Raw genomic sequence first — 22,234 nt, forward strand, 5'->3', positions numbered from 1 at the left:
GGATCTACGAGATTCGATGATTAGGTCGAGAAGGAACTGCCACAACCACAGGTGCTCTTGGCCTGAGGATTCTTAATGGCAAATCCAGACCCTTGCAGACTGTCAACATAGTCCACTTCTGCACCACTTAAGAGTGGAGCGCTTTGTGAATCAACGATGACCTTTACCTCGCCTTTTTCAATCATGGTATCGTCATCACCAATCTTATCTTCGAATGACATCCCATATTGATAGCCGCTACATCCGCCACCTTTGACGTAAATACGCAGCCCAACGGCATTTTCTTCTTCCACTATCATTTCTTTAATCTTTTGCTCGGCAATCTCAGTGATGGTTACCATATCTATTCCTCCACCTTTATAAGTTGATGAAACTAAAAGGAAAATCTGTTTCTTCGTGAGTCTTTCATTCTAACAAGCACTGACTATGTTGTCAATTGAACCGTGAGTGTTAACCTATTGATTTTGCAAGACTTTCCTTATGATTTGCCTGCGCCTGTCCTAACAGATAACCATTATTTGAGATCTTTCAACCACTCTTCGCGCAATTCTTTTGGAATCAGGACTTCAGCTTGATAGTGAGGATGCGTAATGTTGAGGGAAGCTGGAATATCGAAATTCCCCAATAATTGACGAAATGGTGCCTGTGTTTTAAATCGTATAAAGTGCACGGCGCTGATTTTGTCTTCTTTACTATGCCCGGCTTCAAACTCAGCATAGGTGGCTTGATCGCCGACTCGAATGGCCAGAGTATCAGAGCGGTCAATTTCTTGAAATGAATCCAGCAATTCTTGAATACGCTCAGAATCAGTAATTTCGATGAACAGCGTTGCGCTTAATTCTTCAGCTTCGGGAAGCAGTGCATTATAGACGTCAATTTCGTCTTGGATCTTTCCGGCGTCAAAGATGCGTTCCGTTTTGAGCATTTCTTGAATTTGATAGACGATGGTCTCTCGATTTTCAAAAATGACTGTCACGAGGTCGCCAATAGCGATGCGCCGACGTTTTTTCAAGGCAATGATCTGTTGCCGAATGGACGACCGTTGTTGTTCATAATCAGCGTGGGACAGAAGGTCTTGTTGAGTCACTTTATTCATGAAGGTAGTCCATAAGAGTCTCGAATTATTTGAATAGGATGCCGAGCGGTCTTGTGTGAATCTTGTGGAATGCCGCGTGCCTGGTCAAGCTGTAGTGCAGAGAGCGGACAATCGGAAGCCACCATATCTACGGTATCGTTCTCGATGTCTCGTATGGCCTTCTTCGCAATGTTCATTGATAGATCAAAGAACTCCACCTTCGCACCCCATGTTCCGTCATGGCCCGAGCATTTCTCGATCAGTTGAACCTTGGCACCGGTGAGTTCCATGAGTTCTTTGGATTTAAACCCAATATTTTGATCCCGAAGATGACAGGGAATTTGGTAGGCCACACGACCGGGATTTGTGGGAAAGTCGACGGAAAGCGTTCCTTCCTTCTTCAGTTTCATCAGGTATTCGCACACATCAAAGGTTCGTTCCGCCATGTTCTTAATTGGCTCATTGTCGGGTAAGAGGTAGGGATATTCTCGTTTCAGCATCAGACTGCAACTTGCGGTTGGAACAATAATGTCGTGTCCGGACTCCAGGTAGGGTCGAAACGTGTCGTAGTTGGCCTTCGCCGTTTCAATCATTTTGTCGGTATCGCCAAGGTCAAACAAGGGCATTCCGCAACATTGTTGACCTTCAGGCGTTACGACGTCGATGCCATTCTTCTCCAAGACTTGCACTGTGGCTTTTCCAATATCCGTCGCTTGATGGTTGACCATGCAACTGGGAAATAGGGCAACTTTTCTTTTCGCAGTGGATGGGGTCGATGAGGTCTTTCGCTTAGACCACCAAGATGGAAACGATTCTGACTGAAACGGCAGGATCTGCCGATTGCGATGGACTCCCATGACTCGCTCCATGAGGTTGCGGACCCAAGGTGTTCGCAGTGCCCAGTTGGTAAGAGGAGCCGTCAGTGTGCCAACTTTTCCGATCAAGTCTGTTTCAATGAGTAGGCGGTCACGCCAAGTTGCGCCTTTTTCGGCCACGCGTTGTTTCTTCCACGCCGCCATTAATCGAGGGAAATCAATTTCATATTTGTGTGGTGGAGAATACGGACAGTGGTTAAAGCAGAGCTTGCAGTAGTAGCATTCCTGTTCAACCTGCTCGAAATCTTTGGCTGTAAACTTGTTGACGTCATTGTCGTAGTCATCAATACGATCAATGAGCGTGTTGAAAGACGGACAGAGATTAAAACACCGTCGGCAGCCGTCGCAGATATCAAACACGCGCAATGTTTCAGTCTCAAGTTGCGGGCGATCCCAGCCTGGCGTAATGAGTTCAAAGCCTTTCACATGTGCCTCAGTTCATCAAGTTCAATGATAGCGTCTGGAATGAAAACCCCAGACAGGAAGGTCATGTTCCTGTCTGGGGTAGGGGAGAATCTTGTCTGCAAGCTTATAAGGAAAGAGATTCTAACCCTTTGGTGAAGCGATTGGCGTGAGACTTTTCGGCCTTGGCCAAGGTTTCAAACCATTCGGCAAGCTCATCAAATCCTTCTTCGCGTGCCGTCTTAGCCATGCCTGGATACATTTGCGTGTACTCGTAGGTTTCACCTTCGATTGCGGCCTTTAGATTGGATTCGGTGTTGCCAATAGGTACACCGGTTGCGGGGTCACCGACTTCCTTCAAGAAGTCTAAATGTCCAAAGGCATGTCCGGTTTCCGCTTCAGAGGTATCACGGAAAAGTCCTCCAACATCTGTATAGCCTTCGATGTCTGCACGTCGCGCAAAATAGAGATATCGGCGATTCGCTTGCGATTCACCGGCAAACGCGGCCTTTAAATTTTCATGACTCTTAGTTCCATTCAGACTTTTACCCATTACTCAGCCTCCTTTAGTAGAAAAATAACGAACGAGTGAAAAGAGATTTATACTTTCTGTGCACGACAACGCTTGCAATAGCCACGAAACTCCACTTGATAGTCTGTAATCTCAAATCCCGTTGGTAGCCCAGCAGGAAATGAAATTTCATTCAATTTTTTATCCATCACATCCACAATGGAATGACACTCCATACAAATTAAATGATGATGTGGAGAAAGGTTCCCATCATACCGTGCTCGCTCATGCCCAACATTCACTTCACGAACTAACCCGGCCTGCTGCAAGACCCCAAGTGTGTAATAGACCGTATTCTGTGAAATCATCGGATAGTCTTGTGAAACGTGCCGGTACAGATCCTCAGCTGTCGGATGGCTCGTCGTTTCCACCAACGCTTTATATATAGCTGCCCGTTGGGGCGTGCTCTTTAAGCCTTGGTCTTTAAACCGCTGTCGGATAGCCTCAGAAGAAATTTGCATATGATTCTCTTTTAGGAACCATTACTAATTAGCAAATTGTAGTGATGCGGTCAAGTGAAGGAAGTGTTATTCACCCTGAATACAATTTCATCGCCTATCAGGGGCTTCGTTCCGAAGAGGGACGAAGCCAAGGTGAGGGCAAGGTTCAGTCATTAAGAATAGGATTCATTGCTAGACCTGACATTTCGGAATACAAAAAAACTGAAATTGAAGATAATCAAGCCATGACCCCAATTATAAAAGGTTGTGTCCCCTTTACTTAGGACTCCCACTTTTCTTGAGGTGCCTCTTCAAGGCGTCTTGCTTTTCCGATAAAGCTGTATATGAGGATCCATCGTACACTAATAAATCTTCACGGGGCCATGTGAGTGCATGAAAAAGTGGAAAGATACGTTGTGATCTATGAATCTTGGCTGAAAATTATACGTAAAGAAACGGAAAAGTAATGACACTAGAGCTTTCTATTAGTGAAAGACTGTCTTTAGACACACCTGTTGATATTCAATCTATGGCAAATAAGGTGAGACGATATCGTAAAGACGATGTTGTGAGTCTCGGCTTGGATTTAGTGTGGGCAGACTTATGTAAGGATAGTGAGATGCGCGGTTTCGCTGAAGGTCAAAGAATCGTGATGCGAGCGTATGGGCCGAAAATAATTCTTCTTGGTTTGTCTGCCGCCAATAATCATAGAACTATCACAATTAATTCAGTGCAATTTCACAATTTATGTCATGACTATCTTGGATTGCCGGAGACTGTCAATTATCCGGAATTTATAAATGCAGAAGCTCAGGAAATTCATAAGACACTTGAGCAACAAGGTTGGCTAGATCAAAGATATCTAAACCTAGATATATTGAAACGTTGTTGCCTAGATATTTTCGTGTCAAGGTCAATAGGAAGTCAGAGTAAAGGATATAAATCTAATATGTCGGAAATATATACGGACTATGGCCTCTTAGAGCGACTTGATGAGAGAAGCAGTGGTGATGTTGCAATCATTTCTGAAAAAACGTTTGGGCTAAATCTTCTGCAATTATATAGAGCTAGTTTTTTCTTATACGCAATGGCGAACGCCTCACGTAATAAAGGGAGGATAGACTTTGAAGATTTTAGAGCAGAAGCGGCGCTGTTAAATACACTTCAAATTTCAGAAGAACAAATAAAAGCTTTAGCAAAACAATTAAGTTTTCCTGAAGAAAACTTACGATGTGACTGGTTTAATCCGCTTAAAGATTTCCACCCCATGCATCAGAAATATCACCCCGATCCGTTATCTGCGAAGCCTTTGATATGCTTGAGAGGTAGCAATAAAAAGCAATTTATTTTGCCTTCTCCCAGAAGTTTTACAAGAAGCCTTCGAAGTGCCATTTATGGAAGCATTCTGCAATGTAGCCAGTTCAGTGTTTTGGGAGACGTTATCGAGGTTCATATACAGAATGCATTAGAGAATATTTTTGGTTCTGATAGTGTTTCAAAGATAGAACATGAGGGAAAGAAAGCTGATATATTTTTGCAGTTGAAAAAGATAAATCTGATCATTGAAACAAAGACTGCGATTGCCAGTGTTGAAGCGCGTTCTATAATGAGGCCAGAGGACATTAATAATATCTGGGAGAGGTTTTACAATGCTTCTGTTCAATGTTCGGAGTCGATTAAAAAGCTAGCAACACCCGCTAAAATCAATATCCCTGTGATTCTTGTTGCGGATCATATCACCGCGGAAGCTATGCCGTTTCTATTGTTCGCCCACAGATCTGGATTGTTAAAGGATTTGGGTATCGAGGGAATTCAGTATTTATCGTGGAATGCGCTAGAAAACACGTTGTCAGGAATCTCGATTGAGCAATTCGAAAAAACCCTAATTGATAACTATGAAAAACTTGCCCATGCAGAAGTGGCGGATTTGCTAACTCTAAATTTTGAAGCCTCAGAACCCGCTCATAACTATGAACATTTAGCAGAATATAAAAAACGCCTTCTCATTTCTAAAGACAATGGTTGTTCCTGACTAACTTATCGCTACCTGTCTATTTTGACTTCAGATAACTCCGCTTTTTGGGAGGGCGGCCAGCCTATAAAAAGAGCGCGCTACTGAATGAGGCTTTTCAATTTACGTCTACCGTGCCTTAAATGGTTTTTTATAGACCTTGCTACGGTGGGCGATATGGATCACCAAAACGACTAATTGTTTATCTTCGATACGGCAGACGACACGGTAATCGCCGATTCGATATCGCCAAAGACCGGAGAAGGAAGATTTCAGTGATTTGTCTAAGGTACAGGGATCTGAGGAAGGGGCTATACGTTCATCGAAATACGCGATGATTTGTTGCTGGACTTTCTTGTCCAGTTTTTTCATATCTTTGACAACACGGCTGTCATATTCAATGGCCCAGGCCAAGTTCCTGCCTCATTTCTTCGCTGCTCAGACGCTTGGCGGGATTTTCAAGACGTTGTTCGGCAATATAACGATCCTCAAGTTCGTCAATATGTTCTTCGATGAGCTGCTTGATATAAAAAGTCTTGGTCCGCCCTGTACTGGCAGCCAAGTGATCGAGTCTGCTTTCTAGTTCTTCACCCAAACGTAAAGACGCCATAGTGCACCTCTATGGATTAGATGTAATACATGTATTAACCATACTTCGTATAGCTCAAGCTGTCAAATCCGTTTGTTAGTTTATGTGTCCAATTTGACATCAGATGATATGGGTTATATCATCAAGTCATCATGGCAAGGACGACTGTTGATATCGATACCCCGATTCTCAATGAATTAAAGCAGCTTCAGAAGAGTGAGCATCGTTCATTGGGACAGCTCGTTTCGCAGTTGTTGGCAGAAGCGTTGAACTCTCGTAAGCAACCGAAACAAACGTCTTCTCTCAATTGGGTGTCTCAATCCATGCAGGCGCGGGTGGATCTAGCGGATAAAGAAGCCGTTTATGCTGCGCTTGATGAAGACACCCTGTGAGTTTTTCTCTCGATGTTAATATCCTGCTCTACGCCTCGGATCGATCCAGTTCCTTTCATTTAGCTGCCAGTGACTTTCTTGAGCAATGTGCGTCGAATAGAGAGCTCTGTTATCTCGCATGGCCCACGTTGATGTCGTATTTGCGTATCGCGACGCATCCTCGAATTTTTACCCACCCCCTTTCACCAAATGAAGTTCTTGCGAATATTGAGGCCCTGCTCAATCTTCCTCATGTCCGGTCGTTGTCGGAAGAGGAGGGATTTCTTGAGATCTATCGAGAGGTAACTGGTGAGATGCCGGTACGTGGAAATCTTGTGCCGGATGCGCATCTGGTTGCCCTGCTTCGCCAGCATGATATTAAAAAACTGTATACTGCAGACACTGATTTCCTAAAGTTTTTCTGGTTGGATGTTCGAAATCCCTTTGCGTAAGTTTACCTCGCTCATATTCCGGAGAGTCATCCCGAAGTTCGTGTATCATATATTGTAAGTGAAGGTACGTAAAATTCTTCGAGAGATGATCGCCCTATTTTTTTGTTTTTTTATTCTCGTTGAGAGTGTTTTTTGTGTTATAATGTGCGTTGTAACGTGGAGGCGATGCCAATGATTGACTTGACGGTTCGGAAAATTGGGAATTCCTTAGGTGTCTTGTTACCCAAAGAAGTCTTAACGCGTTTGAAGCTCAACGAAGGCGAGAAGCTCTTTCTCGTCGACGCCCCAGATGGCAGCTACCGGATTAGCGCGTATGATCCAGACTTTGAAAAGGACATGAAGATCGCGAAAAAAGGTATGTCGAAGTATCGGAATACCTTACGTGCGCTTGCCAAATGAAGGATCCATTGTGGGTTAGTAAAGAACTCGTGTTGGCCATGCACGAAGAATTGCTTGCGGAACATGGAGGGGCCACTGGTTTGCGGGATAAAGGCCTGTTGGACAGTGCTCTGGTGAGGCCAGAGAATCTCTTTGCTTATGAGAAAGCGGATCTTTTCGGTCTCGCCGCGGCGTATACCCACGGTATCCTAAGAAACCATCCCTTTATAGACGGTAACAAGCGCACAGCTTTTCTGACCGGGTATGTATTTCTCGGTAAAAATAAAAAGGAATTGGTTGCCTCAGAAGCTGAGGCCACTCAGGTGATACTCGATCTCGTGAGCAAAAGGCTGACTGAAGCGGAGTTTGCCTTGTGGCTGAAGGAGCACTGTCAGTAAACAAATGTGGTAATTCCTTGTCAGACGAAATATGAGCGACGAGATACGTTTTCTAGAGGATCCCAACAGATTTTGAGCAGGACGATGAAGACGACAACCAGTGTGATGTAGCGCACGAGCGCTTGCCAGATGAGAGATGTGGTGGGGGGGTTGGATGTCGAGTTCAGATTTCGTAAGTTTGCCTTTCAACAGCTAGCCAGCAAAGAGGGCGATCAGCATGCCGGCGAGTGGCAGCATGATGTTAGACGTCAGGATGTCGAGCAGTTTCGAAAAGTCTGCACATGATGGTTGCTGTTCGCTCCCTGTTTCGTCCTGGGACGGCTTCCCTATTAGGCGGCAATGAAGTCGCTTCGTTGTCGCTTCCTGGTCGGTGGGTTTTTGGGACCCACTTGCTGGAGGTACTGGTTTAGCAGGATTTTGGGGTCCATCAGATGGCCACAGTTCACGCATCGTTGTCCCGATCCCCAGAGATACCCACCTTGGAGCATATCCATATAGTCGGTTTTTACCAAGAGCCCTTGGCAGCGAGGGCAATGTGGGGTTTCCTTGTTTTGCTCTGTCACTCCGTTGTGGCTGTTCAAATTCGCTTGCATGGTCTATCCCTTTCTTTTTCATTGTTTAAAGAACAATGTGTATCCCTTCATGACTGTAGGGAAGGCAAGGGCAATGCCATTGTCGCGGACGGGGAGTCATGGGCGTTGAGAGACTTTGAGAGGTAAATGTGAGCTTAAAGGGAGTGTGTATTTTGGATTGTATTCAACGAGATTCTAAAGATTGAAATGAGATTCAAAGTTCTTACACGTTTCATTGATTATCTATTTAGATACGCACTGTACAGGATGAGATAACAATGGGTTTGTCTGATTTGAATAGGTGAGAGTCTCTGTAGAGGTTGGCAAAAAATAAAGAAGTATTGTTAGTAGCGAGGTCATGACAGAGCTGCTTATTCTTTGTCGTGAGCTGTTTCCGCATTCCCAACGCTTCCACCCTCATCCTAGCCTTCTCCGTAAAAGGGAGAAGGAACCGTTGCCCCGATGACGAGATACGCTTCACGAGCGACGAGATACGTTTTTACAAAACGCCGATGGCGTTGAGCAGAACGATAAAGACCGCGACGGGTGCAATATAACGCACGAGGGATTGCCAGATGAGATAGATAGTAGAATTTTGAATATTGAGTTCGGATTTGGTGAGTTCAACTTTCATGAGCCAGCCGGCGAAGACAGCGATCAATATGCCGCCAAGTGGAAGCATGATATTGGACGTGAGAAAGTCCAAAAGCTCAAAGAAATTCAAGTCAAAAAACGTAACCTCTTCCCAAATATTAAAAGAAAATACCGTGCCCAATCCGAGAAGCCATGTGGCGAAGCCAGAGCAGAGGGATGCCGTAATACGTGACATGCCATAGGTTTCGATCAGCCACGTGACCAGCGGTTCGATGAGTGAAATCGACGAAGTCCATGCTGCGACGAGCAGCAGTATGAAAAATAACGAACCAAATGCGATGCCTCCGGTCATGTTCCCGAAGGCGACGGGAAGCGTTTGGAAAATCAAACCTGGCCCAGATCCGGGTTCCATGCCGTTGGCAAATACAATTGGGAAAATTGCCATACCGGCAAGCAAGGCTACGCACGTGTCTGCCAGTGCGATGGCCACGGAGGTGCTGGCGATAGAGGTGCCTTTGGGAACGTATGATCCATAAATCATAATCGTGCCCATGCCAAGGCTGAGACTAAAGAAGGCTTGTCCCATGGCGGTGAGCATGCTGGATCCCGAGAGTTTGCTGAAGTCAGGAGTGAACAGAAAGGCTAAGCCCTTTCCGAAAAATCCCGTCGTCATACTGTAGCCCACCATCACAAGGAGTAAGACGAATAGCGTGGGCATGAGATACTGCACGGCCTTTTCCAGTCCACCTTGAACGCCTCCTGCCACGATGCTCATGGTGATAGCCATAAAGATGGTATGCCACAGAAATAGAGTGCCGGGACTTCCCACAAATTCCGAAAAGGTCGAGGCGGCCATCTCTCCGGTGGCCCCGCTAAATGTGCCTATGCCTGATTTAAAGATATAGGCCAATGTCCACCCGCCGATCACGCTGTAATACGACAAAATCAACATGCCAGCGATCGTGCCTGACCAGCCGATTATCTGCCACCATTGGCTGGTCTTCGTTTCTGCGGCGAGGACACGCATGGAGTTGATTGGGGTGGAGCGACCTCGCCGGCCAAGAAGAATCTCAGACATCATCAACGGAATTCCTAGTGCTGCCACGCACACGATATACACCAACACGAATGCGCTTCCGCCGTTTTCGCCAGTGAGGTAAGGGAATTTCCAAATATTGCCGAGTCCGACAGCGGCCCCGGTTGCGGCTAAGATAAAGGTCCAGCGTGAGGACCACTGGCCGTGCATGGATTGTTCTGGAAGGTGTGCTGCCATACTGTTCCTACGGTTCTACACTATAGGTATATTGAGGAAAGTTACGTCCGTTAGAAAAAGCTTCATAATGAAGTCAGAATGAAAAATGAGTCCCAAGCGGCAAGATCGTGGCCTTGTGTACGATAATCGAGTGGGCAATGGCTGATGAGTCACATCCTTTGGTGGAGAGCGATGATCCTACTCCGAGTGAGATAATAGGCGCCCAAGTAGCCTGCGGAGTGTACCGAGTGCTTTTCAGGGTTTCAAGGGTTTTCCCTTACGATTGTTGTTGTCAGATACTATGGGTACTTTCAACACGCTTATGAGAGACTTGCTAACTGTGAGCGACCTCATTATATTCAAAGACTCCGTGAAAACCCCAAGATTCGCGCGTTATTTATACCATACGAGGTTCTATGAGTTCTGACAAGAAAGCACAGCGGGTGATTGCACTGGCGCCGATGCCGCCGGAAAAGTCTGCCTATGCGCTGGCGCGCTACAGTCGATCCCCAGATTCTATTGAAGAGAGTCTGGCGTGGGTGCATTCACATTCGTCGGAAAAGTTCTGGGAACAATTTTATTTTGCTTATGGCCATGGTTCTATCGCGGACTTAGGGCATGTGACGATCTGTTTTGAAAACATCTCGGAGCTTGCAGCTATCCGGATTGAAGATGAACCCTTGTGGGATGGCCAAGCCAAGTCGAGTCGCTATCAAAACTTTGAAGCCAGTGGATGTTTTGTGCCCGCCTCCATTCAAGATCCAGAAACAGAAGGCACATACAACGGTATTCTCAACAGTCTCTTTACCGTCTATCGAGAATTAACCGGTCCCATTCAGCAATTTCTCTCGGAACGTGATCCGAGACCAGAGTCAATGCCTGAGGCGCAGTACCGTAGGACGATTGCCGCGCGGGCGTTTGATGTGACGCGTTACTTACTTCCGTTGGCTGCGAAGACCAATGTTGGGCAGGTTGTGAGTATTCGGACGTTGGAAAAGCAAATTGCCAGGCTTTTGTCGGCACAATTACCAGAACTCAAGTCTATCGGAGAAGACTTGAAGGAAGCGTGCGCCAAAAGGCCGTCTTCGATATGGGCCGATCTTGAGAAAACAGATGCGAACAAGGAAGAGCCGTTAGCGCCAACGCTGGCTCGTTACGCGGTTCCAAGTTCCTATCAATCAGACGTCTATCGTGATCTTTCGCGAGTCGGAAAACGGATTTTACAGAATGCGGGATTGGATCGTCCGGAAGGATGGGCGGGGCGAAGTCTTCCTGTAGACCTGATTGAACCGCACGAGCCGTTAGACGAATTGGTGACGACGTTGCTGTATCGCGTGGCCCATGCCCCGTATCGCTGTCTGTTGGAGTTGGTCCAGCAATGGTCAAATGAGCAAAAGTATGACTTTGTTGCCGTGGCGCTCCAATCGCGTGGCCCGCATGATGAACTGATTAAAGAGTTTCGTTCAGGCTATGCCTTTATTTTTGACATCCTTATGGATATCGGAGGATGGCGGGACATGCACCGTCATCGTCGTTGCCAGCAGATTCAGCAAAACTTCACGACGATGCATGGATACGATGTGCCGCCGGTGCTCAAGGAGGCAGGGGTAGAGAAAATGTATAGTCAGGCCATGGACGCCGTGCGGCAAGACATTGAGCAACTTCGTAATACCAGCCAGGAAGGGGCGCTCTATGCCATTCCTTTTGGTTTCAGGGTGCGTTGTCTCTTTAAGATGGACTATGCTGAGGCGGAATATATGTCGCAATTGCGGTCGGGGGTGAAGGGGCATTGGTCGTATCGAACGATTGCGTGGTTGATGAAAGAAAAAATGGTGGAACGGTATCCGTATCTCGGCAGCTTGATTCAAGCGACGCCTCCGGATATTGAAGATACGCTGACGCGGTAACGTTGAAAGCGTTGAAAAAGCCCTGTCGACGACATTACTTTGGCTCATCGCATGTATTTCACATATTGCGTGAAAGGACTCTTCTGGATTTTACGAGATACGCTTCACGAGCGACGAGATACGCTCTGATGGTTTGAGTTCAGAGCCGGAAGAAAGATCTGTATTAATGAAGCATGAAGAAGTCATAGTTGAAGCGATACTCAAGGGAGAGTGGGAGAAGGTCCTCCGCGAAGCGACAGAATGGGCAGAGGGGCCAGACAAGAGTCCTTGCGCATTTTTTGCCATTAATATTGCGAGTTTGATTCAAGGCAATTTTGCCAAGGCCTGGCATGTACATAGTCAGGCTTTGGAGGAGCCTGAAGACATAGCTTCTGTGAGAAAGTGGGTGGAGACGGTACGGGAACGTTCTCCTGATAATAGCCATGTTCAATTAGTCATAGGCTTATTTCTCGGGCAGTCGGCGAAATCTGAAGAATCAGTTGCCTGTTATGAGAAGGCGATTCAATTGGATCCAACCTCTCCATACCCCCATTTTTTTCTGGCCCAGATTTTTCTGCTCAAGGAGCGGAAAGATCTGGCGATTAAATCGTATCGTGAAGCTGTGAAGCAGGATCCGAGCTATATTGCCGCTCGACTGAATCTCGGTGTTGTCTACCAAGAACAGGGGCAATTGGAAATGGCCATTCCACAATATCGGGAAATTTTAAAGTTACGTCCTGACGATGCCGTGGCCCATACCAATTTAGGATGTGCATTGGCGGAGCAAGGGAAAATTGAGTCGGCTATCATTGAGTACAAAAAATCCTTGGAGCTTGTGCCGAATGATCCAGAAGTCCATTTCGCACTTGCAGCAATTTATGAGACGAAGGGCCGCAAGGATTTGGCGCAGCGCGCCTATGAGGAAGCGCTTCGACTTGATCCAGACTTCTTCCCTGCTGCAACAGCTATCGCGTGGTATCTCTTTGAGAAGGGACGTCCTGATGCCGCGTTAGATTATTTTAGTAAAGCGTTGCAAGCTAATCCAAATGATGCCAGCGCCACATTTGGTGTGGGCCAAGTGTACGACGCGAAGGGAAAGGAGGACATTGCATCCTCTCATTATTGTCGTGCTTTGGACTTAGAAAAAGACCCAGACCGCAAGTCGCGTATTTTAAACTTTATCGATCGAATTGGGAGAGGGAGAGGCTGAGATCCCTGGCAGTCTTATGGGGCTTACGCTAGACGAAAATTATGTCGGTTGCTGAATAGATGTGTCGTGGGTTGCCTAGGATGTCGTCAATGATTGTTGGAGAGCGCTGATTTGTGCGCTGGTATTTCCACCCTTTGCCAGTTCAGTCTGAATCTGTTCTTTGAGGTAGGACGAATAGCCTACCTTCTCAAGTAAGACCAGTAAAAATTGGTCCGCAGTTGCGGAAGTCTGTTGTGTGAGAACTTCAACGATATCGTCACTCACGGGCACATAACAGTCTCCGATGTGGAGGATAAGTTTATAGTAATCCCCTTCGCCTTTTTGTTCAAAACGCAGTCCATTCATCTATTGCCTCATATGCGTATAATCGTCAAAAGTCATTGGAAGCAGGCGCATTTTAGGCTATTGTCTGCGACAAGACAAGTTCTCAGCTCAGCTCCTTGACTGGTCTTGGACCCTATGCTAGCGTAGCCTCTTTTTCCAGGAAAAATTTAGTTGTAGGAGCCTTCCCTCCTCAGACACATATTCTTCAAACGTAACATCATTGTGTGTTTTCAGTGGAGCGTGTGATAAAAGTTAATCTTTATGTGTGGGTTCATCACCTTAGGTAAATTTCTACGAAAGCCTTTCGTTTTTTAAGAGGAGTCATATATGTCGCGAGTCTATAATTTTAGTGCCGGTCCTGCCATGTTGCCAGAGCCAGTTCTTCGGCAAGCTCAAGCGGAGTTGCCCGATTGGCATAATGCCGGGGCTTCGATCATGGAAATGAGTCATCGGGGTAAAGAGTTTGTTTCTGTAGCCGCTGATGCCGAGCAGGATGTCCGTGATCTTTTGGGTGTCCCAGCTAATTATAAAGTCTTGTTTTTGCAGGGCGGAGCTAGCACACAGTTTGCGACCATCCCCATGAACCTTTTACGAGGTAAATCCAAAGCCGATTATATTTGGACCGGCGCATGGGGGAAAAAGGCTATTAGCGAAGCCAAAAAATATTGTGACGTCAATGTCGCCGCTTCTTCTCAGGACGATAACTTTTCGAGTATCCCAGCATTTGAATCCTGGAAATTAGATGCTGATGCCGCCTATGTGCATTATACGCCAAATGAAACGATCGGTGGGGTAGAATTCCACTGGGTGCCTGATGTTGGAGGCGTTCCGCTTGTGGCTGATTTTTCTTCTACGATCTTATCCCGTCCTATAGATGTGAGTCGTTTTGGAATTATTTATGCCGGTGCTCAAAAAAATATTGGACCTTCTGGTGTGACCTTGGTGATTGTTCGGGAGGATTTGATGGGGCAAGCCTCACCAATAACCCCAAGTGTCTATGATTATGCTCAGCAAGCCGAAGCGGATTCGATGTTAAACACGCCGCCTACCTATGCGGTGTATGTTGCAGGTCTCGTGTTTAAGTGGTTGAAGGAACAAGGTGGTCTGAACGCGATAGGGAAAGTCAACGAACGTAAGGCACAAAAGCTGTATGCCGCCATTGATAATTCAAGTTTCTATAGTAATCCAGTTGAGAAGTCTGCTCGTTCATGGATGAACATACCATTTGTCCTGGCCAATGCTGATTTAGACAAAGAATTTCTCGCCGGAGCCACGGAAGCGGGGTTAACCACGCTGAAAGGTCACCGTTCCGTTGGTGGGATGCGAGCCAGTATTTACAACGCCATGCCTGAGGTCGGAGTTGATGCGCTGATTGCCTACATGGCTGATTTTGAAAAACGCAAAGCCTAATACGTTGCTCCTTTGTAAGAAGGAAAGAGGAGGTTGCTTAAAAGATACCTATGAATATTTTAGTGAGTGATAAATTGTCTGCTCGTGGAGTTGAAGTGTTGGAACATGCTGGGTTTTCGGTTGGTGTGAAAACCAAGTTGTCCAAAGAAGAGTTACTCAAAGAAATAAAAGACTATGAAGGGCTCATTGTGCGCTCCGCTACCAAAGTCACGAAAGAGGTGATTGAGGCGGGTGGGCGACTGCGCATCATCGGGCGAGCCGGGACGGGGCTTGATAATGTCGATACTGATGCGGCAACCCGACGCGGAATTGTTGTGATGAATACTCCAGGCGGGAATACCATCACAACAGCCGAGCACACGATGGCGATGGTCGTGTCGATGAGCCGTAAGATTCCCCAAGCCACGGCTTCTATGAAAGCCGGGAAGTGGGAAAAAAGTAAGTTCATGGGAGTGGAATTGTACAACAAGACGATGGGGTTGGTTGGGCTCGGTCAAATAGGCTCCCATGTGACCAAATTAGCCCAAGGACATTTCATGAACGTGATCGGGTATGACCCGTATTTGGCAAAAGATCGTGCCCAGCAGATGGGGATTGAAGTTGTTGAATTGGCAGAGCTGTTTCAGCGGGCCGATGTCATCTCTGTGCACACCCCGTTGACGAATGAAACGAAGGGTCTGATTAATGCCACGACGATCAAGGACATGAAAGACGGCGTGATGATCGTGAATTGTGCAAGAGGCGGCATTATCAATGAGCAGGACTTATATGACGCGTTGAAAGCCGAGAAAGTGTATGCGGCGGCGTTTGATGTATTTGAAGAAGAGCCGATCAAGGCTGATCATCCTTTGCTGACGCTCGACAATTTCATCTGTACGCCGCATATCGGGGCTTCGACAGAAGAAGCGCAAGAAAACGTGGCGATTGGGATAGCCGAGCAGTTTGTGGATTACTTTAAGCGTGGTCTGGCCCGTGGCGCGGTGAATGTTCCGTCGGTGTCGCCAGAGGTCCTTCCTCAGCTCCAGCCATACTTAACGCTGGCCGAGCGTATGGGGCATTTCCAAGCTCAGCTCATTGAAGGGGGAGTCAAATCTGTCACGGTAGAATATTTTGGTGAAGTGGCCGGACTATCGGTGGCCCCACTGACCATTGCGGTGCTCAAGGGCTTGTTATCTCCGATTCTGGAAGATGTCATTAACTTTGTGAATGCTCCAGTTGTGGCGAAAGAACGTGGAGTCGAGGTAAAAGAAGTCAAGAGCAGTGACGCTGGCGATTTCACCAGTCTTATTCGTATCAAAGTCGACACGGGGCAAAAGAGTTATCATCTCGCCGGGACGCTCTTTCATCGACAAGAACCTCGTATCGTTGAGATCAACCAATTCCAGGTCGAGGTGATTTGTGATGGACAAATGATTTTGATCGACAATGTTGATCGTCCGGGCGTCATTGGGACCGTTGGGCGAATCCTTGGTGAACATTCGGTGAATATTGCGCAAATGCAATGTTCTCGAGCCGAACAGCAAGGTGGTCAGGCTCTGTTGATCCTCGGGTTAGATTCCCCTCCTCCGGCAGAGGTTTTAGATGTTGTGAAGCGAGAGGATGGGATCCTCTCGGCGAGACTCGTCGATCTCTCTAAAGGTCACTAGGTGGGCCAGGCCTATTCTTTTCCTGGGTTCAAACGATAACCACGAGTCGATTTTTCTCTTTAACCTTTCTATGAAACCGGCGCGCTCCCTCATTCCAATCGGAACGGCTACGTTTGGGCCGGATACCGCGCGCCGTGTCCGAACATTAGAAAGTCAACTCATCACGCTTCTCTCACGATGGGGTTATCGTGAGATCATTCTTCCAACCTTTGAATATCTTGATGTCCTGTCTGGCGGCCTTGCTCCGGAAGTATTAGAGAAGTGTTATAAATTTGCGGATTGGACCACGGGTCGTATCCTTGTGCTCCGTCCGGACATCACCGCGCAAATTGCACGAATTGTTGCGATGGGAATGGGCGGTGCAGGCCTTCCCTTACGGCTGTCGTATCGCACGACCGTCTTTCGCTATGAAGCGGAACATGCTGGACGAGAACGGGAGATTTTCCAGGTTGGGGTTGAGTTGATTGGGCTGGACGATGCCAATGCCGACGCTGAAGTCTTGATGTCCCTCATTGAGTTACTGAAGGCTGTGGGTCTTCCAGACTTTAAAGTCTCGCTTGGCCATGTCGGGTTTTATCATGCCTTGCTAACGAAGTCTGGTTTATCGGAGGCTGGGCAACGAAAAGCGGAATCCGCGGCGGCCCATAAGGATCTCCCCGCACTAGAAAGTATCTTAGGCCAGGAACGCTTGCCTCGAAAGAAAACACAGGTCATTTTAGATGCCGCTGGGCGTTGTGGGCAGGATGAGGTGCTGGAATGGGGGAGGTCGGTTGCTGGAAAAGATGTGGCGTTAACGCGACCGCTTGAGCGTTTAGCCAAGGTCTATCATTTACTTGACCTTGCGGGACTCAAGGATCATATGTTGTTAGATCTTGGTGAGTCTCGAGGATTTGATTATTATGACGGTGTGGTATTCGATGTCTTTACCTCGTCACTTGGTTCTGAGCTAGGGGGGGGAGGTCGGTATAATCATTTATTAGGTCGATTTGGACGAGATTTACCCTCAACAGGGTTTGCCCTTAATATGGATCGTGTGGTTGCGAGCTTAGATCCCATCGGATTCCATGCCGGAGCGCAGGGCGTGCCGATCTTGCTTATGGCTCCTCTTAAACAGTTTGGTGTGGCATATAAGTTAGCACAGCGGTTACGAAGCGAAGGGTTGCAGGTTATTCAAGAAGCCGTGGTGGTTGGAAAATCTGCTCTGATTCATCACGCGCGTGATCGTGCAAAAAAAATGGGGACAGTCACAGCTATTATCTTCGGTGCTCCTCGCGTACCTCCTCACTCTGTTGTGCTGATGAAATGTGCATCTCAACAGAAGCAACCTCGCCTGTCGACGGTCGAGTGCCATGAATTGCCAGACCTATTGAATGGACCGCCTCATGTCAGTGTCTGAAATGACCGATCTCCGTCTGCCTCCACAAAATCTGGAGGCGGAACAATCTGTGCTTGGCGCGATTTTACTTGATAACGCAGCCTTAAACCGTGCGATTGAGATTGTATCGGAAGAAGATTTTTATCGGTCAGCTCATTGCATTATCTACCAAGCGATGATGACGCTCTCGGAGCACAATGAGCCGGTTGACCAAATTACATTAACCGAACACCTGAAAAGCATTGGCGAATTAGAGAATATCGGCGGGGCATCGTATATAGCTGAACTCGTCCACATGGTAGCCAGTGCCGCGAATATCCGATACCATAGTAAGATCGTCCATGATAAATCCATGCTGCGTGGACTGATTCGCACGGCCACAGATGTGGCGACTCGAGGGTATGAAGGAACAAGTCCTACTGATGAATTGTTAGATTTTGCAGAACGAGAGGTTTTTCGTTTAGCGCAAGGAAAGTTAGGGCGCTCGTTTCTGCCAGTCAGCGACATTATTAAAGAAAGTGTAGAAATTGTTGATCGTCTCTACAGTCGTAAGGAACGTATCACGGGCATTCCAACAGGATATGCCAGACTTGACGATCTTACGGCAGGGTTACAGCCTTCCGATCTCATCATTATTGCTGGTCGGCCAAGCATGGGTAAAACCAGTCTGGCGCTCGGGATTGCGGAAAATGCGTCAATCAAAGGCAATGCCGTGGTTGGGATCTTTAGCTTGGAAATGTCAAAAGCCCAGCTTGTGCTGAGGATGTTGAGTTCACAGGCGTTGCTCGATTCTCATGCGCTTCGAACGGGTCAGCTATCCAGTCATGATTGGAAAGCCTTGACGAATGCGGCGACTCGTCTGGAGGAGGCGAAAATTTACATCGATGATTCCGGCAACCTTTCCGTGCAGCAAATGCGAGGCAAGGCCCGTCGCCTCAAGGCCGAGCACGGCCTTGACCTGTTAATTATTGACTATTTGCAGCTCATGGAAGGTCGGCGAGATTCTGAGTCGCGGCAGCAGGAAATCTCTGATATTTCGCGTGCACTGAAGGGATTGGCGAAGGAGCTTGATATTCCAATTATTGCGTTGTCGCAGTTAAGCCGCGCGGTTGAAAATCGGACGGATAAAAGACCCGTACTTGCTGACCTGCGGGAATCTGGTGCGATTGAGCAAGATGCCGATGTGGTCATGTTTATTTATCGTGATGAAGTCTATGACCCTGACACAGAAGAAAAGGGTGTGGCTCAAATTCTTGTTCGTAAGCACCGAAATGGTCCTATTGGTGAGCCTCGTCTTCACTTTCATGAGCAATATGCGGCGTTTCGAGATCTTGAGGAGCATCAACAGAGCCAGTAAAATATCGATTATAAATTTTTTTCATTGTGAGATCCCGTCTGTGTGCCGATCATGATAGAATACACATGAACTTGGTGATCGTGATCTAGGTGGATATTTTGGGTCGTCAATATTGGGAACATTTTTCTTCTTGTCGGGCACGGCTCTCGCTCGTGTTTCTCGCCACTCCTCTGTTGATTTTGTCGTGCGGTACCGCCCCTCAGGGAAATCCTAAGCTTTCTCCCCCTCCACGTCCTGTGTCTGTACAGGTGAATCCTCAAGCCTACTATCACTTTCTTCGCGGTTATATGGCTGAATTGGCCAATAATCCAAGAGAGGCCATCGCGGAATATCGAAAGGGATTGCGAGTTGATCCTGATTCAGCATTTTTAAAATTACGCATTGCGACGCTACATTTTTCGAATAGTGAGATGTCTTTGGCCGTTGAAATGGCCAATGCCATTCCGTTGACAGAGGTTGAGGATGTCTCTCATCTAATGCAGTTAGCGCGCGTGTATGCGGGAACTGGTCATTCGAAGACAGCGCTATCCATTTTCGATCGCGTGATTGCCGCATCCCCAGGAGAAGAGCAAGGGTATGTTTCAAAAGGGATGCTTCTTTTGGGTCTTAAGCGGACAGCGGAAGCTAAGGTTATCTTTGAAACAGCAATCGCTCAAGTTCCACGTTCTTCTGCAGCCCATTACTATCTTGGCATTACAATCAATGAATCAGGTGAAGTCGATGCGGCAGAGCAGCATTTTAAAAAGGCCATAGAATTACGGACAGACTTTCGCCGTGCCTACCAGAGCTTGGCCAGTTTGCATGAGGATCAAAAGAAGCAACAGGAATCTGCTGATGTGTACGAACAATACCTGCGTGAGGTAAACCCTCATGATAAAGAATTTCGCTTGCAACTTGTCAGGCTATATCTCATTGACCACTCGTACGAGAATGCCTTGAAACAATTAGCGTTGCTTGCAGCAGATCATCCAGATGATTTGAACATTAAAGTTCGTACGGCGTTGATTTATGGCGAAATGGGTAACTATCAACAAGCGATTGATGAGCTGACCGCAATTTTACAGGCACGACCCAATGAGTTGCGCGTTCGCGACTATCTGGGCCTTATGTATGAAGAGCAGAAAGATTTTCAGCAGGCGATAGACACCTATCAAGCCAATCTCAAGATTAACCCGCAGTACTATGACAGTTTATTACATCTTGGGTTTTTGTCTTACCGCCAAAAACAGTACCCCGATGCCGTCTCACACTTAGAGCAAGCGAAACACATTCATCCGAAGCGATCAGAGCCATATTTATTATTGGGTCTCACGTATCTTCAGCAAGAAGACTATGAGTCTGGAGCCCAAGAGTTTGAGGAAGGCATACAGCAAGATCCGACGAATGCAGATCTCCACTTTAATCTGGGTACGGCCTATGACAAATTGGATCGATTTGACGATGTTGTTCAGGCCATGCAACATGCATTGAAATTGGAGCCGGAACATGCCGATGCCTTGAATTATCTCGGCTATAGCTACGCGGATCGTGGGGTTCAGGTCGAACAGGCACTCAAACTCACTCAACGTGCTGTGAAATTAAAGCCGAATAATGGATATTATATCGATAGCCTCGGTTGGGCTTTGTTCAAAGTTGGGCGAAGTGAGGAGGCTCTGGCAACGATTAATCATGCGTTGTCGTTAATTGCCGATGATCCAGTTATATTTGAACATCTTGGTGAAATATACCTTCAACGGGATGAGTTAGACAAAGCTCAGAAGGCCTGGGCGCGGTCACTTGAACTTGATTCGTCGAATGAGCGATTGATCAAGCGGTTTCGAGATCAAGGATTTGGTGAGCCGACTTCACAGGGTACACTCCAGTCAGAACTTCCCAAAGTCAGTCATAGCGCTTCTGAACATTCCTTCACTCCCTAAACGTATGTAGAAATCACGGGCGGCAGCGGGTCACTGTTTTTATAACTTTGCCGAAGTTCCTCTGCCCCTCATTTGGGCTATTGTCAGTCATTGGGGTGGTCTCGTACATATGGAATATCGCATCACGAATTGTTTACTTAGGCTTCCATTTGGGTTGACCGACAAGAGACTCGAATGAAGTGGAACGCGTCTGACTGTCAGTTGTGATGTTCATAGATCGAATGCAGTATGGGAATAGACAAATGATGGAGCTTCTTGCACAATAGTAGCAGTGGTTGTGTGATAGCTCGTTGTAAGCAACACCCCCAGAATGTCGAGTGCATTAGGGTCGCTTTATCCGTAGGAGAATTCATATGAGAAAGCACGTACGCAATAGACAAGGGTTTAGTTTAACCGAGCTTATGATTGTCGTGGCGATTATTGGTATACTTGCGACTATTGCCATCCCCAAGTTTATGACGTATCAAGCAAAGGCCAAGCAGACGGAGGCCAAGAATAATTTGGTCGCTATTCATACCGGTGAGATTGCGTATTTTGCAGAAAATAATGGCTATATTGACGATTTTAATGCAATAGGGTTTGCGGTGAGTGGTTCATCGCAACGGTATTACTATGAAATTGGAAAGTCTAGCCTCGGGACGCTTCCGCCTGGTTGTACCGCATCAACCTTGGACCAGGCGACGCCAAACAGTTTTGTGGCTGTCGCCATTGGAAATATCGATGGTGATACCACCTGTGATGTCTGGGCCATTGATCAAGATAAAGTGTTAACAAATGTGACCAATGATGTTTCATCGTAGGAAGTCCGGGCACTCCATTTAGGTCATGATGGTCGCAGGGTGTGTTCTGTCTGATTCTCCCCGAAACGAAATTTGATTCGACAATGATATTGCCTTTCTATGGTTATAGCCGTTCCTATACACTGCCGTCTCTACGACATGTGATATTGCGTTGTCTTGGCGACCCTTATCTATAAACAGGAGTGGACAGGGTTAATCCCGGCGGCCTATTCTCGGCTTTTTCCCGGTGATGGCAAAGATCATAGCCAAAGTTACCTCTTGGAAGTTATGTCATTTCGCTATAAAGTTTCCGATTGACCTACCCGATGGAAAAGATGAATGTCTGTGATA

At 46.9% G+C, this 22,234-nt stretch carries 24 protein-coding genes; 14 read left to right on the top strand and 10 right to left on the bottom strand.

Translation table 11 applies throughout. The features are described from left to right. Positions 1–20 precede the first annotated feature (20 nt). The 5 genes from erpA to ACWHX8_RS02325 form a co-directional block, all read right to left on the bottom strand. Positions 21–341, bottom strand: a complete 321-nt coding sequence (erpA, locus tag ACWHX8_RS02305; RefSeq protein ID WP_447970361.1) for an iron-sulfur cluster insertion protein ErpA — start codon at positions 339–341, stop codon at positions 21–23. A 173-nt stretch (positions 342–514) separates the two neighbouring features. Then, the gene (locus ACWHX8_RS02310) at positions 515–1,096 is read right to left on the bottom strand and encodes a DUF3501 family protein (protein ID WP_447970362.1); all 582 of its coding nucleotides are present in this window, start codon (positions 1,094–1,096) and stop codon (positions 515–517) included. After that, positions 1,093–2,376, bottom strand: coding sequence for a heterodisulfide reductase-related iron-sulfur binding cluster (locus tag ACWHX8_RS02315; protein ID WP_447970363.1), 1,284 nt, complete (start codon positions 2,374–2,376; stop codon positions 1,093–1,095). Before ACWHX8_RS02315 ends, ACWHX8_RS02310 begins: the two co-directional genes overlap by 4 nt. Positions 2,377–2,479: 103 nt before the next feature. Then, entirely contained in the window at positions 2,480–2,905 is a 426-nt protein-coding gene (locus tag ACWHX8_RS02320) for a rubrerythrin family protein (RefSeq protein ID WP_447970364.1), read from the bottom strand. Between the two features lie 47 nt (positions 2,906–2,952). After that, positions 2,953–3,384, bottom strand: coding sequence for a Fur family transcriptional regulator (locus ACWHX8_RS02325; protein ID WP_447970365.1), 432 nt, complete (start codon positions 3,382–3,384; stop codon positions 2,953–2,955). 445 nt (positions 3,385–3,829) lie between these two features. Between ACWHX8_RS02325 and ACWHX8_RS02330 the strand changes: the two genes are divergently transcribed. Beyond that, complete coding sequence (locus ACWHX8_RS02330) at positions 3,830–5,395, top strand: hypothetical protein (protein WP_447970366.1); 1,566 nt, start codon at positions 3,830–3,832, stop codon at positions 5,393–5,395. A gap of 108 nt (positions 5,396–5,503) precedes the next feature. On the opposite strand, the gene ACWHX8_RS02335 is transcribed toward ACWHX8_RS02330, so the two are convergent. Both ACWHX8_RS02335 and relB read right to left on the bottom strand, forming a co-directional pair. Then, a complete protein-coding gene (locus tag ACWHX8_RS02335) occupies positions 5,504–5,788 on the bottom strand; it encodes a type II toxin-antitoxin system RelE family toxin (RefSeq protein WP_447970367.1) in 285 nt (94 codons plus the stop codon). Next, on the bottom strand, positions 5,772–5,984 hold the full coding sequence (gene relB, locus ACWHX8_RS02340) for a type II toxin-antitoxin system RelB family antitoxin (protein WP_447970368.1): 213 nt from the start codon (positions 5,982–5,984) through the stop codon (positions 5,772–5,774). Before relB ends, ACWHX8_RS02335 begins: the two co-directional genes overlap by 17 nt. 131 nt (positions 5,985–6,115) lie before the next feature. On the opposite strand from relB, the gene ACWHX8_RS02345 reads away from it, so the two are divergent. The 5 genes from ACWHX8_RS02345 to ACWHX8_RS02365 all read left to right on the top strand — a co-directional run bounded on the left by ACWHX8_RS02345 (position 6,116) and on the right by ACWHX8_RS02365 (position 7,847). Next, positions 6,116–6,355 (top strand): antitoxin, encoded by a 240-nt coding sequence (locus ACWHX8_RS02345; RefSeq protein WP_447970369.1) that lies wholly within the window; start codon positions 6,116–6,118, stop codon positions 6,353–6,355. Next, positions 6,352–6,786 (top strand): TA system VapC family ribonuclease toxin, encoded by a 435-nt coding sequence (locus ACWHX8_RS02350; protein ID WP_447970370.1) that lies wholly within the window; start codon positions 6,352–6,354, stop codon positions 6,784–6,786. The genes ACWHX8_RS02345 and ACWHX8_RS02350 overlap by 4 nt, the downstream gene beginning before the upstream one ends. Positions 6,787–6,957: 171 nt before the next feature. Continuing rightward, positions 6,958–7,185 (top strand): AbrB/MazE/SpoVT family DNA-binding domain-containing protein, encoded by a 228-nt coding sequence (locus ACWHX8_RS02355; protein WP_447970371.1) that lies wholly within the window; start codon positions 6,958–6,960, stop codon positions 7,183–7,185. Then, entirely contained in the window at positions 7,182–7,562 is a 381-nt protein-coding gene (locus ACWHX8_RS02360; protein WP_447970372.1) for a type II toxin-antitoxin system death-on-curing family toxin, read from the top strand. Before ACWHX8_RS02355 ends, ACWHX8_RS02360 begins: the two co-directional genes overlap by 4 nt. A gap of 129 nt (positions 7,563–7,691) precedes the next feature. Continuing rightward, complete coding sequence (locus ACWHX8_RS02365; RefSeq protein ID WP_447970373.1) at positions 7,692–7,847, top strand: hypothetical protein; 156 nt, start codon at positions 7,692–7,694, stop codon at positions 7,845–7,847. 44 nt (positions 7,848–7,891) lie between these two features. Here the strand turns inward: ACWHX8_RS02365 and ACWHX8_RS02370 are convergent, their stop codons facing one another. Further along, on the bottom strand, positions 7,892–8,155 hold the full coding sequence (locus ACWHX8_RS02370) for a hypothetical protein (RefSeq protein ID WP_447970374.1): 264 nt from the start codon (positions 8,153–8,155) through the stop codon (positions 7,892–7,894). Positions 8,156–8,633: 478 nt separating this feature from the next. Beyond that, on the bottom strand, positions 8,634–10,001 hold the full coding sequence (locus ACWHX8_RS02375) for a sodium-dependent transporter (RefSeq protein WP_447970375.1): 1,368 nt from the start codon (positions 9,999–10,001) through the stop codon (positions 8,634–8,636). Between the two features lie 395 nt (positions 10,002–10,396). On the opposite strand from ACWHX8_RS02375, the gene ACWHX8_RS02380 reads away from it, so the two are divergent. Together ACWHX8_RS02380 and ACWHX8_RS02385 are read left to right on the top strand one after the other, a co-directional pair. Continuing rightward, positions 10,397–11,887 carry an FAD-dependent thymidylate synthase gene (locus ACWHX8_RS02380; protein ID WP_447970376.1) on the top strand — a complete coding sequence of 497 codons (1,491 nt, stop codon included), beginning with the start codon at positions 10,397–10,399 and terminating at the stop codon, positions 11,885–11,887. A gap of 166 nt (positions 11,888–12,053) precedes the next feature. Further along, a complete protein-coding gene (locus tag ACWHX8_RS02385; RefSeq protein WP_447970377.1) occupies positions 12,054–13,076 on the top strand; it encodes a tetratricopeptide repeat protein in 1,023 nt (340 codons plus the stop codon). A 75-nt stretch (positions 13,077–13,151) separates the two neighbouring features. Here ACWHX8_RS02385 and ACWHX8_RS02390 read toward each other — a convergent pair whose 3' ends face one another. Further along, positions 13,152–13,421, bottom strand: coding sequence for a hypothetical protein (locus ACWHX8_RS02390; RefSeq protein WP_447970378.1), 270 nt, complete (start codon positions 13,419–13,421; stop codon positions 13,152–13,154). A 306-nt stretch (positions 13,422–13,727) separates the two neighbouring features. Here ACWHX8_RS02390 and serC point away from each other — a divergent pair, with 306 nt between their 5' ends. The 6 genes from serC (at position 13,728) to ACWHX8_RS02420 (ending at position 21,904) form a co-directional block, all read left to right on the top strand. Beyond that, on the top strand, positions 13,728–14,810 hold the full coding sequence (gene serC, locus ACWHX8_RS02395; protein WP_447970379.1) for a 3-phosphoserine/phosphohydroxythreonine transaminase: 1,083 nt from the start codon (positions 13,728–13,730) through the stop codon (positions 14,808–14,810). Positions 14,811–14,860: 50 nt separating this feature from the next. Beyond that, on the top strand, positions 14,861–16,456 hold the full coding sequence (serA, locus tag ACWHX8_RS02400; protein WP_447970380.1) for a phosphoglycerate dehydrogenase: 1,596 nt from the start codon (positions 14,861–14,863) through the stop codon (positions 16,454–16,456). A gap of 70 nt (positions 16,457–16,526) precedes the next feature. Continuing rightward, positions 16,527–17,852 carry an ATP phosphoribosyltransferase regulatory subunit gene (gene hisZ, locus ACWHX8_RS02405; RefSeq protein ID WP_447970381.1) on the top strand — a complete coding sequence of 442 codons (1,326 nt, stop codon included), beginning with the start codon at positions 16,527–16,529 and terminating at the stop codon, positions 17,850–17,852. Beyond that, positions 17,839–19,188, top strand: a complete 1,350-nt coding sequence (gene dnaB, locus ACWHX8_RS02410) for a replicative DNA helicase (RefSeq protein ID WP_447970382.1) — start codon at positions 17,839–17,841, stop codon at positions 19,186–19,188. The genes hisZ and dnaB overlap by 14 nt, the downstream gene beginning before the upstream one ends. A gap of 98 nt (positions 19,189–19,286) precedes the next feature. Next, entirely contained in the window at positions 19,287–21,104 is a 1,818-nt protein-coding gene (locus ACWHX8_RS02415; protein WP_447970383.1) for a tetratricopeptide repeat protein, read from the top strand. A gap of 353 nt (positions 21,105–21,457) precedes the next feature. Further along, the gene (locus ACWHX8_RS02420; RefSeq protein ID WP_447970384.1) at positions 21,458–21,904 is read left to right on the top strand and encodes a type IV pilin protein; all 447 of its coding nucleotides are present in this window, start codon (positions 21,458–21,460) and stop codon (positions 21,902–21,904) included. Positions 21,905–22,234 lie beyond the last annotated feature (330 nt).

Source organism: Nitrospira sp. M1, assembly GCF_965152605.1.